The sequence below is a fragment of the Agromyces sp. NPDC004153 genome, from assembly GCF_053603635.1.
Map to the genome: position 1 here is coordinate 2,731,407 of NZ_JBSGFY010000001.1, position 13,972 is coordinate 2,745,378.

General features: G+C 69.9%; 9 protein-coding genes. 6 read left to right on the forward strand and 3 right to left on the reverse strand.

Features of this window, described 5'->3' with window-relative positions; genetic code table 11:
• The first annotated feature begins 2 nt into the window (after positions 1-2).
• Entirely contained in the window at positions 3-905 is a 903-nt protein-coding gene (gene sucD, locus ACWEOH_RS12940; protein WP_452031480.1) for a succinate--CoA ligase subunit alpha, read from the forward strand.
• Positions 906-1,050: 145 nt separating this feature from the next.
• Here the strand turns inward: sucD and ACWEOH_RS12945 are convergent, their stop codons facing one another.
• The 3 genes from ACWEOH_RS12945 to ACWEOH_RS12955 all read right to left on the reverse strand — a co-directional run bounded on the left by ACWEOH_RS12945 (position 1,051) and on the right by ACWEOH_RS12955 (position 7,816).
• Positions 1,051-2,424, reverse strand: coding sequence for an MSCRAMM family protein (locus tag ACWEOH_RS12945; protein WP_452031481.1), 1,374 nt, complete (start codon positions 2,422-2,424; stop codon positions 1,051-1,053).
• A gap of 330 nt (positions 2,425-2,754) precedes the next feature.
• Positions 2,755-4,629 carry an MSCRAMM family protein gene (locus ACWEOH_RS12950; protein WP_452031483.1) on the reverse strand — a complete coding sequence of 625 codons (1,875 nt, stop codon included), beginning with the start codon at positions 4,627-4,629 and terminating at the stop codon, positions 2,755-2,757.
• Between the two features lie 466 nt (positions 4,630-5,095).
• On the reverse strand, positions 5,096-7,816 hold the full coding sequence (locus ACWEOH_RS12955) for a prealbumin-like fold domain-containing protein (RefSeq protein ID WP_452031485.1): 2,721 nt from the start codon (positions 7,814-7,816) through the stop codon (positions 5,096-5,098).
• A gap of 282 nt (positions 7,817-8,098) precedes the next feature.
• Here ACWEOH_RS12955 and ACWEOH_RS12960 point away from each other — a divergent pair, with 282 nt between their 5' ends.
• The 5 genes from ACWEOH_RS12960 (at position 8,099) to purH (ending at position 13,919) form a co-directional block, all read left to right on the forward strand.
• Positions 8,099-8,662, forward strand: a complete 564-nt coding sequence (locus ACWEOH_RS12960; protein ID WP_452031487.1) for a hypothetical protein — start codon at positions 8,099-8,101, stop codon at positions 8,660-8,662.
• A gap of 122 nt (positions 8,663-8,784) precedes the next feature.
• Positions 8,785-10,284, forward strand: a complete 1,500-nt coding sequence (locus ACWEOH_RS12965) for a hypothetical protein (RefSeq protein WP_452031488.1) — start codon at positions 8,785-8,787, stop codon at positions 10,282-10,284.
• Positions 10,285-10,315: 31 nt separating this feature from the next.
• On the forward strand, positions 10,316-11,626 hold the full coding sequence (locus ACWEOH_RS12970) for a cell division protein PerM (protein WP_452031490.1): 1,311 nt from the start codon (positions 10,316-10,318) through the stop codon (positions 11,624-11,626).
• A gap of 89 nt (positions 11,627-11,715) precedes the next feature.
• Positions 11,716-12,309 (forward strand): phosphoribosylglycinamide formyltransferase, encoded by a 594-nt coding sequence (gene purN / locus ACWEOH_RS12975; RefSeq protein WP_452031492.1) that lies wholly within the window; start codon positions 11,716-11,718, stop codon positions 12,307-12,309.
• Complete coding sequence (purH, locus tag ACWEOH_RS12980) at positions 12,306-13,919, forward strand: bifunctional phosphoribosylaminoimidazolecarboxamide formyltransferase/IMP cyclohydrolase (RefSeq protein WP_452031494.1); 1,614 nt, start codon at positions 12,306-12,308, stop codon at positions 13,917-13,919. The genes purN and purH overlap by 4 nt, the downstream gene beginning before the upstream one ends.
• Positions 13,920-13,972: the final 53 nt, after the last annotated feature.

A 13,972-nucleotide genomic window follows, 5' to 3' on the forward strand; every position in this document is an offset into this window, starting at 1 on the left:
ACATGACGATCTTCCTCAACTCGGACAACAAGGTCATCGTCCAGGGCATCACCGGCGGCGAGGGCTCGAAGCACACCGCGCGCATGCTCGCGGCGGGCACCCAGGTGGTCGGCGGCGTGAACGCCCGCAAGGCGGGCACCACGGTGCTGCACAAGGACAAGGACGGCAACGACGTCGAGCTGCCCGTGTTCGCGTCGGTGACCGAGGCCATCGAGGCGACGGGCGCGGATGTCTCGATCGCCTTCGTGCCGCCGGCCTTCACGAAGGACGCCGTGATCGAGGCCATCGACGCCGAGATCCCGCTCCTCGTCATCATCACCGAGGGCGTGCCCGTGCAGGACTCGGCCGAGTTCTGGGCCTACGCCAAGGAGCAGGGCGACAAGACCCGCATCATCGGCCCGAACTGCCCCGGCATCATCAGCCCGGGAGAGTCGCTCGTCGGCATCACCCCGGCGAACATCACCGGCAAGGGCCCCATCGGCCTCGTCTCGAAGTCGGGCACGCTCACGTACCAGATGATGTACGAGCTCCGCGACCTCGGCTTCTCGACCGCCATCGGCATCGGCGGCGACCCGATCATCGGCACCACGCACATCGACGCGCTCGCCGCGTTCGAGGCCGACCCCGAGACCAAGGCGATCGTGATGATCGGCGAGATCGGCGGCGACGCCGAGGAGCGCGCGGCCGACTTCATCAAGGCCAACGTGACGAAGCCCGTCGTCGGCTACGTCGCCGGCTTCACGGCGCCCGAGGGCAAGACCATGGGCCACGCCGGCGCCATCGTGTCGGGCTCGGCCGGCACCGCCCAGGCGAAGAAGGAGGCCCTCGAGGCCGCCGGCGTCAAGGTCGGCAAGACGCCGTCCGAGACGGCGCAGCTGCTGCGCGAGGTCTACGCGGCGCTGTAGTCGCGAGCGCGCAACAACGAGCGGATGCCGCGGCCCCACGCCGCCCGCAGCCGAACGGAACGGAGCCCCGCATGGCCATGGCCTGCGGGGCTCCTCCCTTGGTGGCGGACGTTCGGGGGGTCGCATCCGTCACCTCGTTGCTACCTCACGGGTCGATCACGACCGTGCACACGTAGGTGCCCGGCTGCAGGTTGCTCTTCGTGAACGATCCGTCGCCATTCGCACCGGTGGTGGCATCGAACGGCGGGTCGGCCGCGGCGTCGCAGTCGATCGTCGACGCGGTGCCGCCGTCGATCTGCGAGTTCACGCTCACCGTGATGTCCGTCAACGGCATGTTGGTGAACACGACGGGCGTGGCGGTGTCGCAGTCGGTGTCCTCGACCACGGTTCCGGTCTGCGGGTTGGCGGAGGTCACCGCGTAGCCCGTGGGCACCGTCTCGGTCACGGTGTAGCTGCCGGCGGTGATATCGGGGATGCAGGCCTCGCCGTTCGCGTCGGTCGTGACGGTCGTGCCGGCGGGGAGGTCCCCACCAGTCACCGAGAACACGACACCGGCGTGCGGGTGGTCACCGGGGCCGTCGGCCGCGTGCTTCTTCGTCTTCTCGATCGCGAGGGCGCCGCAGTTGTTGAGGCCGGTCGCGGTCGGGGCGATGAAGTCCTTCAGCGCTGCGGTGAACGAGTCGGAGGACCGGCTCTTCAGGTACGCGCTGCCGAACGCCACGCAGCCTTCTCCACCGAGCACGTCGAAGTCCACGGTGGCTTCGCCGAAGGTCCGCGCGGAGACGGGCCCCAGTCCGTCGGACTCGGCCGCCGGGATGGGCGTCGTGTTGATCGAGCCGGTCGCATCACCTGCGGCGGTGAGGTTGACCCGAACCCCCCAACACGGCGTGGAGTTCGACGCCTGGCACTGGTTACCCGGACCCGAGGCGACCCACGTCGAGAGGAACAGCTGCGGGTTGGTGCCGCCCTGCGCCAGGTCGTACTGGATCAGCAGGTCGCCGGCGGTGCGCACGGGTGTGATGCCGTTGGCCGACAGCGTCTCGGACTTGTTGAACTCGAAGTCCATGTTGGTCGTGCCGCTCGGCTCCTGGACGCGATGCCAGAACAGGTGCAGGAAGTCACCGGCCGCCGCCTCCTCGAGGTACAGGCCGAAGTTCAGCAGGTCGCTCTTGTTCGGCGGGATGCTCCCGTCGACGACCGACGGGACGGCGGTGTCCTCCTTCGAGCCCTGGCCGAACGAGTCGTCACCGGAGCCGCTCGGCGCGTCGGCCTTGCGGATCTCGCTGACGTTCGCCCAGTCGATCGACGGCGCCGGGTCGTCGACCTTCAGGTTCGCGTCGGTGTCGATCTCGAAGTCGCTGCCGGGCAGGCTCACCTCGGGGTGGGACGCCATGGCGGGGCCTGCGACGAGGGTGGCACCGACGAGTGCCGCGAAGCCGCCGGCTGCGGCCAGGCGTAGACATCGCTTGCGGAACGCCAGTCGTTCTTCGGGCGTTCGGATTCGGGTTGTGCGGGACATATTCGTCTCCCGGCTCGCAGTTACGTCCGGTCCGGGCGGGCCGGACGGTCCTCTGCGGGGCGACGGGGCGGGATCGGGTTCCCGTCGACGGCGCGTCCAGCGACGTGGGTAGGTCGTCACCGGGCGTGCATCGCGCCGTAGGGGGTATCTCACGCCACTCCGCACGTTACACCCGGGGCGGCTGGCCGGTAAGTGTTGCTGAGCAAAGCTCATATCCCCAAATCGGGGGTTACCGAACGGGCCTGAGGAGTCGACCAGGGCCCCGCCGACGCTGCCGGCGGGGCCCTGACGTGTCAACTGGAATCAGTTCAGTCGTGACTCACCTCCACCTCACGGGTCGATGACGACGGTGCACACCACCGTCTGCGGCTCGAGGTTGTTCAGCGACAGTGAGCCGTCGCCGCTCGCCGGCGTGGTGAAGTCCGGGTCGGGCAGACCCGGCACGCAGTCGATCGTCGACGAGGTTCCGCCGGGGATCTGCGAGTCGACCGACACCGTGAGGTTCGTCAGCGGCATGTTCTCGAACGCGACGCTGGCGCCCGGTGTGATCGGATCGCAGTCGGCCTCGCTCTCGCTCACGAACGCGGTCTGGGGGTTGGCCGAGACCACGTGGTATCCGCTGGGCACCGTCTCGGTGACCGTGTAGGTGCCGACCAGGTCGCTCACCACGAGCCCTGCCACGCAGGCCTCGCCGTTCGCGTCCGTCACGGCGGTCACGCCGGCGGCCGGCAGCTCGCCACCGGTGACCGTGAAGGTCACGCCGGCATGCGGCATCTCGCCGCCCGGCGCCGCAGCGTGCTTCGCGATCTTCGAGATGAGGATCGCGCCGCGCTCGCGGGCGTCGTGGAAGGTGCAGGTCACGGTCTCTCCAGCGGAGAGGCCGATCGCCGACGGATCCGAACCGTCGTCGCACGTCGCGCTCACGAGGTTCCAGTTCGCGGGAACCGTCTCGTCGACGTCGTAGGTGCCGGGCACCAGATCGGAGAAGGTCTCCGAGTCCTTGCCGGCATTCCCTGCCGCCGTCGTGGTGAGCGTGAACGGGCTGGGCGTCAGCGTGCCCGAGGTGAACTCGAACGCGCCGAAGCCGTCATCGGTGATCTTCTCGACGATGATCTCGCCGCGCGCGATGTTCGTGTACGTGCAGTCGAGCACGTCCGTGTTGTCATCGAGGTCGAACGTCACCAAGGGACCGACGATCGAGGGGGTCACCCCGGTGCTCGCCGAGCAGTTGACGTTGTCGAAGTCCCAGCCCGTGGGGGGTGGGTCCTCGCTGACCGTAAGGCCGGTGCCGAGGAACACGTTGTCGTACTCCTGGACGCCGCCGTCGCCGAGGCTGAAGGTCGGGTTGACCTCGGTCTCGGTCTCGAAGGCGGTGGTGTAGTCGAACATCGTGACCGCGGGGTCTTCGGCCGGATCGGTCACCTTGCGGATGATCACCTTCGCGCAGTTGTTCAGGTCGGTCGGTGCGGGTGCGATGAAGTCCTTCAGCGCCGCCGTGAAGGAGTCCGAAGAACGGCTCTTCAGGTAGGCGCTGCCGAACGAGATGCACTCGTCGTCGCCGACGATCGCCGAGAAGTCGACGCTCGCCTCACCGAACGTGCGTGCCGACACGTTGCCCAGTCCATCGGATTGGGCGGCCGGAATGGCGCTCGTGTTGATCGAACCCGTCGCGTCACCGGCCGCGCTCAGGCTGACTCTGGTTCCCCAGCAGGGCGTGCTGTTCGACGCCTGGCATTGGCTTCCCGGACCCGACGCGACCCAGAGCGAGAGGAACAGTTGCGGGTTGGTGCCGCCCTGCGCCAGATCGTACTGGATCAGCAGGTCTCCCGCTGTCCGAACGGGCGTGACCCCGTTGGCCGACAGCACATCGGACTGGTTGAACTCGAAGTCCATGTTCGTCGTGCCCGAGGGCTCCTGGACGCGGTGCCAGAACATGTGCAGGAAGTCGCCGGCCGGCGTCGATTCGAAGTACGTGCCGAAGTTGAGCAGGTCGCTCTTGTTGGGCGGAATGCTGCCGTCGACGACCGACGGGACCGCGGTGTCCTCCTTCGAGCCTTGGCCGAACGAATCGTCGCCGGAGCCGCTCGGCGCGTCGGCCTTGCGGATCTCGCTGACATTGGCCCAGTCGAGTGAAGGCGGCGCCGGGTCGTCTACTCGGAGGTTCGCGTCGGTGTCGATCTCGAAGTTGCTCCCGGGCAGGCTCACCTCGGGGTGCGAGGCGTAGGCGGGAGCAGCGAGGACTCCGGTCAGGACGAGGGCCGCCGCGCCGCCGAGCGCGACGAGGGCCCTACCGCGTCGGCGTCTGGGCGGACAGACGAGGTCGTCGGAGGGTGCGGGTTTCGTGAAAGGCATCATCGCCTCCCGGTTCGCAGTTCGTCCGGTCCGGGCGGGTCGGACGTCCCCTGCGGGCGACGGAGCGGGATCGGGCGCCCGTCGTGGTCGCATCCGCTGACGTGGGTAGGTCGTCGCAGAGCGTGGTCGCGCCGCAGGAGGTCTGGGGGCCTCACGCCGATGCTGACGTTACTCCCGTCCGGACGGCGGCGGAACTGATAATGAGGAATGCTCATGACCCCAGATCGGGGGGACTCCTCGCTCGCGCCACGGGGAGACCCCGCCGGCGATGCCGACGGGGCCTCCTGGATCATTCGGTCGACCGATCAGCTCCTCTCGATCACGGGTCGATCACGAAGTCGCACGTGATGTGCTGCGGCTCCAGGTTGTTCAGCTCGAGGCTGATGTCATCAACCTCATCGGTGATGCCGTCCACCTCCATCACTCCGTCCGGCGTACCGGTGACGTAGCAGTCGATGGTCGAGAACGTGCCGCCGTCGATCAGCGAGTCGACGCTCACCGTGATCTTCGTCAACGGGATGTTGTTGAACGACTTCTTCGCGCCGCCGTTCGCGTCGGAGCAGTCGAGCGCGCTCGCCTCGGCGACGTTCGCCGTCTGCGTGCCGTCGATCTCCATCACGTACCCGTCCGGTACGACCTCCTCGACCGTGTACAGCCCGGCGAGGCCGCTCACGAGCAGGCCCGTGGCGCAGGCCACGCCGTTCGCGTCGGTCGTGACGATGATGCCCTCGGCGGGCAGCTCGCCACCCGTGATCACGAAGTCGACCCCGGCGTGCGGGTGGTTCGCACCCAGGCCGTCGGCCGCGTGCTTGCGCGTCTTCGTGATCTCGATCGAACCGACCTCGCGCTCGTCGTGGAACGTGCACGTCACCGTCTCGCCCGGGCTCAGCCCGATCGCAGCCGGATCCGAGCCGTCGTCACACGTCGCGCTCACGAGGTTCCAGTAGTCCGGAACCGTCTCGGCCACGTCGTAGATGCCGGGGTCGAGGTCGGAGAAGGTCTCCGAGTCCTTGCCCGCGTCACCAGGAGCGGTCGTCGTAAGCGTGAACGCCGAGGGCGTGAGCGTGTTCGACGTGAAGTCGAACGACCCGTCACCGGTGTCCGTGACCTTCTCGACGACGATCGATCCCGATGCACGGTTGGTGTACGTGCAGTCGAGCAGGTCCTCGGAGTCATCGATCGTGAAGGTGATCGACGCGCCGACGATCGACGGAATCACACCCGAGCTCTCGCTGCAGTCGACGTCGACGAGCTCCCAACCTGGAGGCAGGGTGCCCTCGGTGACGTTCAGGCCCGAGCCGAACAGCACGTTGTCGTACGACTGGCTCCCCTGGTCCTTCAGCGAGAAGGTCGGGTCGACGTCGCCGCCGAGCGTCGACAGCACGGTCGAGTAGTCGAACGAGGTGTCGCTCGCGTCGGGACTCGGTTGCGTCACCTTGCGGATGATCACCTGTCCGCCCGTCTCGTTGCCGTAGGTGCAGTCGAGCAGGTCGTCGGCATCGTCGATATCGAACGTCACCGTGCCGGTCACCAGGTCGATGTTCGGCGTCACTCCGGAGCTCGCGTCGCAGTTGATCGACTCGAGGCTCCAGCCAGTTGGCAGCGTGTCCTCGGTCACCGTGTAGCCGGTGCCGAGCAGCACATCGGTGTAGGTCGAATCCTCGCCGTCCTTCAGGCTGAAGGAGGGATCATTCGCGCCCGACAGTCGATCGAAGCTCGACGAGAACCCGAACGACGAGTCGCTCGGATCCGGGCTCGGATCGGTCGCCTTGCGGATGATGACTGCGCCGCCCGTCTCGTTGAAGTACGTGCAGTCGAGGATGTCGGTGGCGGCGTTGAGGTCGAACGTGACCTCGGCGCCCGAGATCGACGGTGTCACGCCGGTGCTCGCGCTGCAGTCGACGTGGTCGAACTTCCAGCCGGCCGGGATGACATCCTCGGTGACCTTCAGGCCGGTTCCGAAGAACACGCCGTTGTAGGTCTGCACGCCGCCGTCGGCGAGGCTGAAGGTGTTCACGGACGTGGGAGCCGTCGTGAACGTCTTCGTGTAGCCGAAGGACGTGGTCGCGCCATCAGGATCGGTCTGCTTCCGGATGATCACCTTCGCGCAGTTCGAGATGTTCACGGCCGTCGGGGCGATGAAGTCCTTCAGTGCCGCCGTGAACGAGTCGGACGAGCGGCTCTTCAGGTAGGCGCTGCCGAAGGACGTGCAACCCTGGGTGCCGAGGAGCGTCGTGAAGTTGATCGACGCCTCACCGAAGGTCCGTGCGGAGATCGCGCCGAGACCGTCGGCCTCACCCGCGGGGATGGCCGTGGTGTTGATCGACCCGGTCGCGAGGCTCGCGGCCGAGAGGTTCGTGCGCAGGCCCCAGCAGGGGAACGAGTTCGACGACACGCAATTCGCCGGGGTGACCGCCGAGGCGGGGTTCTGGTACGGCGGGTTGAAGCTGGCATCCGTCAGCCAGTAGGCCACGAACAGCACCGGGTTGGTCCCGCCCTGAGAGAGGTCGTACTGGATGAGCAGGTCGCCCTCGGTCCGAACCGGGGTCACGTTGTTGCCGGAGATCGTCGGCGACTGGTTGAACTCGAAGTCCATGTTCGTCGTACCGTTGGGCTCCTGCACGCGGTGCCAGAACAGGTGCAGGAAGTCGGTCGTCCCGACGGTCTCCCGGTAGACGCCGAAGTTGAGCAGGTCGCTCTTGTTCGGCGGGATGCTGCCGTCGACCACGGAGGGTACTGCCGTGTCCTCCTTGGTGCCGTTGCCGAACGAGTCGTCGCCGGCGCCGCTCTGCAGGTCCGGCTTCCGGTTCTCGTTCACAGACGCCCAGTCGATCGCCGGCGCCGGGCCGTCGACCTTGAGGTTCGCGTTCGTGTCGATCTCGAAGTTGCTGCCGGGTAGGTTCGCGGCGGCAGCGGGGACCGCGAGGACGCCGGTCAGCACGAGCGCGGCGGCGCCGCCGAGCGCGACGAGGGCCCTGCCGCGTCGGCGTCTGGGCGGACAGACGAGGTCGTCAGAACGTGGGGGTTTCGTGAAAGGCATCATCGCCTCCGGGTGTTTCAGGTTCGTCCGGTTCGGGTGAGCCGGACGCTTCCCTCCCAGGGCGGTGCGCATGGCAGAGCGACGGCGCGCGGGCACGCGCCGGGGCGGTGTCGTTCGATGCCGGACCGCGGGGAATCGTTCCGGCCGCATCGATCCCCGGAGGGGAGTCTCACGTTCTGTCGCACAGTACACCCGCGGGTATGGCCGCCGAAACAGGATTCGAGCATTGCTCACCCTCCAAAACAGGGGTCATCAGGGGTTCGGCCGTGAGAAGGTGAATGCATGGGCGAGTCGCAATCGGATGCCCCGGGGCGCGCGCCGTCGGGTCGTGCGGCGAAGGCTCCGTCGAAGCTGCTCGCGCACCCCTTCATGCGCACGACTTTCGCGACCGAGGAGTCCGTCTACGGGGTGATCCTCGTCTCGGGCATGATCGTCGTCGCGGGCGGTCACGGCGAATCCTCGTGGTCGGTGTTCTGGACCGTGCTCGTCACGGTGATCGTCTTCTGGGCTGCCCACGTCTACGCGGGCACGGTGGCGCGGCACGGGCTCGATCACGAGCGCATGATCGGGCTCCGCGAGGCCTTCCGCATCTCATTCCGGCGATCGCTCGGCCTGCTCGCCTCCGCACTGATCCCGTCCTTCATCCTGCTGCTGGGCGCGACGCGTGCGATCCCCGACCAGTACGCGATCTGGACCGCGCTGTGGGTGGGCGTGGGCGTGCTCGCCGTGCTCGGCTGGATCGCGTTCTCGCGGCGCGGGTCGTCGTGGCCGGTCCGTGTGGCCGGCGCGCTCGGCACCGCGTCGTTCGGCATCGCGATGATCGTGCTGAAGGCCTTCATCCACTGACGGCGGACTCGCTCACGAGCTGAGGGCAGGGCCCTCGAACGGGGGAACCGGAATCCGCGCGGATCCACTGACCGCGCGAGCCCTCGGAGCGATATCGTCGTCCCAATGGGGAGGGGGCCGACATGGCCGAGATGAGCACGAGCGAGCTCCAGGCGCGGGTGGCGGAGCTCGAGGCGGAGAACCGGGCGCTCAAGTCCGAGGCGGATGCCGCGGCGACGGCGTTGGGCGCGACGCCCCCCGACGAGGCGGCGGCGCGCCGCGGTCGCGGACGGGGCCGGACGGCGGCCGCGATCGTGCTCGTCGTCATCGGTCTGCTCCTCGCCCCGGTCGCGGTGATCGCGGGCTGGGCCAGGCTCGAGCTCGTGGACACGGACCGGTTCGTCGCCACCTTCGCGCCGATGGCCGAGGACCCCGACGTGCAGGCGTACATCGCCGACCAGGTGACCGCGGCGATCGAGGAGCAGGTCGACATCCCGGGGCTCACCTCCGACCTCTTCGACGGGCTCGAGCAGCTCGACCTGCCGCCGCGTGCCGCGACCGCGCTCGGACTGCTCGAGCAGCCGGCGACGCAGGGCCTGCAGGCCCTCGTGTCGGGCGTCGTCGACCGCATCGTGACCTCCGAGGCGTTCGAGGACATCTGGGCGGCGGCGCTCCGCGCGTCGCACACGCAGTTCGTCGCGGCGGTGCAGGGCAGCCCCGACGCGGCCCTCGAGATCGGCAGCGGCGGAACGCTCTCGGTGCAGCTCGGCCCGATCATCGAGGCGGTGAAGCAGCGCCTCGAAGACCAGGGGGTCGGCTTCGCATCCGCGATCCCGGTGGTCGACAAGAGCATCGTCGTCGCGCAGGACGACGCGTTCACGGTCGTGCAGACGGTGTACGCGCTCGCGGTCGCGGCCGGCACCTGGATCCCGTGGATCTGCCTTCTCCTCCTCGTGGCCGGCGTGCTGATCGCGAAGAACCGGCCGAAGGCGCTGGTGTGGACGGCGGGCGGCTTCGCCCTCAGCATGGGGCTGCTCGCATCGGGCGTCGGCGTCGGGCGCCTCTACTTCGTCGGCGCGGTGAGTCCGTCGATCATGCCGAGGGATGCCGCGGAGTCGCTCTTCGACGGCCTGGTCGAGTTCATGCTCTCGACGATCCTCGCCCTCTTCGTGCTGGCGCTGCTCGTCGCGGTGATCGCATGGTTCACCGGACCGTGGCGTCCGGCGCGTGCAGCGAGGGACTTCGCGGGCTCGGGCTTCACGGCCGTCCGCAGATCCGCCGCCAAGCGCGGTCTCACGACCGGCGCGTTCGGGGTGGCGCTCGACCGCTGGCGCGGCGTGGCCTACACCCTCATCGCGCTCGTCGCTGCAGCCGTCGTCTGGCTCAACCGGCCGGTGACCCTCGGCCTCGTGTTCTGGACGCTCGTGCTGGCGCTGGTCCTGCTGCTCATCGTCGAGCTGCTCCGCCGACCGGCTGACGAGGTCGCGGCCGAGGAGGCGGAGGCGGCCGCGGCGGCGTCAGACGCCGCGGCATCCGACGACGACGCCGACACGCTCGTGCTCGCTGAGGCCGTGGTGGTCGACACGGGGGAGTCGACGCGGCCGCCCGCGAGTCCGTCCGATCCCGCACGTCGCACCGACTGAGCCCGGCGGGCCGGGTTAGGCTCGCCGAGGAATGAGACGCACGACGATCGCCCTGCTGGCTGCCCTCGAGGCATCCGTCGCGGCGCTCATCGGGCTCGGGCTCGTGCTCGTGCCGCTCATGCTGCTGTGGGCCGTGCACTTCGAGCTCGCGGTCGACGCCGGGGTGTTCCTCCGCACGTCGGCCGACGTGTGGCTGCTCGGCCACGGCGTGGACCTCGTCGTGCAGCTCGACCCGGTCACGGCCGGCCGCATCCCCGTCCCGGGCGCCGGCGACCCCTTCCCGATCACGATCGCCCTGCTCGGATTCGCCCTCATCACCGTCGCCTTCGGGCGCCGGATCGGACGCCGATCAGCGGCGGGCGGCCACTCGTTCAGCGGCGGGGTCGCGGCGGTGGTCGTCTACGTCGTCGCCGGAGCGGGGCTCGCCGTCCTCGCGGCCGACGACGCCGCCCGCGCCGACGTCTGGCAGGCGGCATGGCTGCCGGCGGCGATCGTGGCGCTCGGCGTCGTCATCGGCGCCGTCGGCGAGGTGCTGGGCACGTCGGGCACGACGGATGCCGCGACCGGCCTCGTGCGCCGGGCGCTCGCCGGGGTGCCCTCGGGCCTCGTCGCGGGCGGGCGTGCCGCCGTGCGGATCGGCGCCGGCGCGGTCTTCGGCGTACTCGGCGTCTCGGCCGTGCTCGTCGCCGTGCTGATCGCGCTGGACTACGCGACCATCGCCGGCCTCTACCAGGCGCTCGGGGCGGGCGTCGACGGTGGCATCGCGCTCACCGTCGCCGAGCTCGCGCTGCTGCCGAACCTCGTGATCTGGGCCGCGGCGTGGCTGCTCGGCCCGGGCTTCGCGATCGGCACCGGCAGCCTGGTCTCCCCGGGCGGCACGCTGCTGGGCCCGGTGCCCGGCATCCCGGTGCTCGGGGCGCTTCCGACGGATGCCCCGGCGCTCGGCGCACTCTGGCTCATCGTCCCCGTGCTGTTCGGATTCGTCGGCGGGTGGCTCGTCGGCGGCGGCGAGGACCCCGATCGCGACGTGCCGCGCGCCGCCGGATGGTGGGCGCCGCTCGCGGTCGCCGTCGCGGCATCCGTCGTCGCCGGCGTCGTGACGGGCCTGTTCGCGTGGTGGTCGGGCGGGGCGGCCGGTCCCGGTCGGCTCGCCGACGTCGGACCCGCGCCGCTGCCCGTCGCGATCGCCGCCGCCGCGACCGTCGGCATCGGCGCGCTCGTCGGGGTCTACGCCGCGCGATTCCGGGGCCGACGCGACGACGCCGACGAGCGCGACGAACGCATCGGACGCGACGACGCCCACCTGCGGCCGAACGCGCTGTCGGACCTCGTCGACCGCTGACCCCGCGGTCGCCCCGGGCCGGCAGTCGCGGCATCCGAGCGTCGTATGCCCCGCACGGTGCGCATCCGCGCAGCGGGTAGGCTCGAGTGGTGCAGAAGCTCGTCGTGCTCATCTCGGGCACAGGCTCCAATCTCCGCGCCCTGCTCGAAGCCTCAGAAGACGCCGAGTTCCCGGCGCGCGTCGTCGCCATCGGCGCCGACCGCGAGGCCGACGGCCTCCTCCTGGGCGAGGAGTTCGGCATCCCGACCTTCACGGTCCCGTTCACGGCCTACGCCGACCGCGAGTCGTGGGGCGAGGCGCTCATCGAGCAGGTGCGCCACTGGGAGCCCGACCTCGTCATCCTCTCGGGACTGATGCGGCTCGTCCCGCCCGCGGTGGTCGACGCGTTCTCGCCGCACCTCATCAACACGCACCCCGCGTACCTGCCCGAGTTCCCCGGGGCGCACGGCGTGCGCGACGCGATCGCCGCCGGCGTCGACCAGACCGGGGCGAGCCTCATCGTCGTCGACAACTCCGTCGACGGCGGCCCCATCATCGCGCAGGAGCGCGTGCCGGTCCTGCCGGGCGACACCGAGTCGACCCTGCACGACCGCATCAAGCCCGTCGAGCGCCGCCTGCTCATCCAGGCCGTGCTCGACATCGCCAACTCGCATCTCGACCTGAAGGAACTGAGCAGAAGATGAGCAGCGGCCGATCGATGGACCCGACCCTCTACCGGGAACGCGACCGAGTGCCCGTGCGGCGTGCGCTCGTCGCGGTCAGCGACAAGCGCGGGCTGGTCGAGCTCGCGACGGCGCTCGTCGACGCGGGCGTCGAGATCATCTCGACGGGCGGCACGAGCGCCGCGATCGCCGAGGCGGGCCTGCCCGTCACGCAGGTCGCCTCGGTCACCGGCTACCCCGAGCACCTCGACGGGCGCGTGCGCACGCTGCACCCCGCCGTGCACTCCGGGCTCCTCGCCGACCTGCGCCTCGAGCACCACGAGCGCGAGCTCGCCGAGCTCGCCATCAAGCCCTACGAGCTCGTGATCGTGAACCTCTACCCGTTCGCCGAGACGGTGGCCGCGGGCGCCTCGCCGAACGAGGCGATCGAGCAGATCGACATCGGCGGGCCGGCCATGGTGCGCGCCTCCGCGAAGAACCACGCGAACGTCGCCGTCGTCGTCTCGCCCGACCGCTACGACGAGGTCGTCGAGGCGGTCCGCGGCGGTGGCACCACCATCTCGCAGCGCCGCGAGCTCGCCCGCGAGGCCTTCCGCCACACGGCGACCTACGACATCGCCGTCGCCTCCTACCTCGGCAGCGTCGTCGCGCCCGACCAGGCCGTCGACGTGTCGCCGTTCCCGGCCTGGGTCGGCGGCTCCTGGACGAAGACCGCCGACCTCCGGTACGGCGAGAACTCGCACCAGCAGGCGGCGCTCTACGCGTCGCAGGGCGGCCGCCCGGGCATCGCGCAGGCCGTGCAGCTGCACGGCAAGGAGATGTCCTACAACAACTACGTCGACGCGGATGCCGCGGTGCGCGCCGCCTTCGACTTCGACGAGCCGGCCGTGGCGATCATCAAGCACGCCAACCCGTGCGGCATCGCGGTCGCGACACCCGGGTCAGCCGACCCCATCGCCGACGCCCACCGCCGCGCGCACGAGTGCGACCCGGTGTCGGCGTTCGGCGGCGTCATCGCGGCGAACCGCACCGTGACGCTCGGCATGGCCGAGACCGTGTCGGGCATCTTCACCGAGGTGCTCGTCGCGCCGGCGTTCGAGGCCGAGGCGGTCGAGCTGCTCACGCAGAAGAAGAACATCCGCCTCCTCACGCTGCCCGAGGGCTTCTCGCCGACCGCGGTCGAGCTCCGCCAGGTCTCGGGCGGGATGCTGCTGCAGCAGGCCGACCGGCGGTTCGCGTCCTCGGCGGAGTGGACGCTCGCCGCCGGCGACCCCGCCGACGAGGAGACCCTCGCCGACCTCGACTTCGCGTGGCGCGCCTGCCGGGCGGTCAAGTCGAACGCGATCCTGCTCGCCTCCGGCGGTGCGTCGGTCGGCGTCGGCATGGGGCAGGTGAACCGCGTCGACTCGTGCAAGCTCGCGGTGGAGCGCGCCGGTGACCGCGCCGCGGGCTCGGTCGCGGCATCCGATGCCTTCTTCCCGTTCGCCGACGGGCTGCAGATCCTCATCGACGGCGGCGTGCGTGCGGTCGTGCAGCCCGGCGGATCCGTGCGCGACGAGGAGGTGGTCGCCGCGGCCGACGCGGCAGGAATCACCATGTACTTCACCGGGGAGCGGCACTTCTTCCACTGAGTCGGCTGGCCGCCGCGGGCGCGCGACGGCGGTACCCTTGAAGGGAGGCGCTC

Bases quoted from the DNA above. Each gene is read 5' to 3' on its own strand.
- sucD (WP_452031480.1), top strand. From the start codon at position 3: ATGACGATCTTCCTCAACTCGGACAACAAGGTCATCGTCCAGGGCATC.
- ACWEOH_RS12945 (WP_452031481.1), bottom strand. From the start codon at position 2,424: ATGTCCCGCACAACCCGAATCCGAACGCCCGAAGAACGACTGGCGTTC.
- ACWEOH_RS12955 (WP_452031485.1), bottom strand. From the start codon at position 7,816: ATGCCTTTCACGAAACCCCCACGTTCTGACGACCTCGTCTGTCCGCCC.
- ACWEOH_RS12960 (WP_452031487.1), top strand. From the start codon at position 8,099: ATGGGCGAGTCGCAATCGGATGCCCCGGGGCGCGCGCCGTCGGGTCGT.
- ACWEOH_RS12965 (WP_452031488.1), top strand. From the start codon at position 8,785: ATGGCCGAGATGAGCACGAGCGAGCTCCAGGCGCGGGTGGCGGAGCTC.
- ACWEOH_RS12970 (WP_452031490.1), top strand. From the start codon at position 10,316: ATGAGACGCACGACGATCGCCCTGCTGGCTGCCCTCGAGGCATCCGTC.
- purH (WP_452031494.1), top strand. From the start codon at position 12,306: ATGAGCAGCGGCCGATCGATGGACCCGACCCTCTACCGGGAACGCGAC.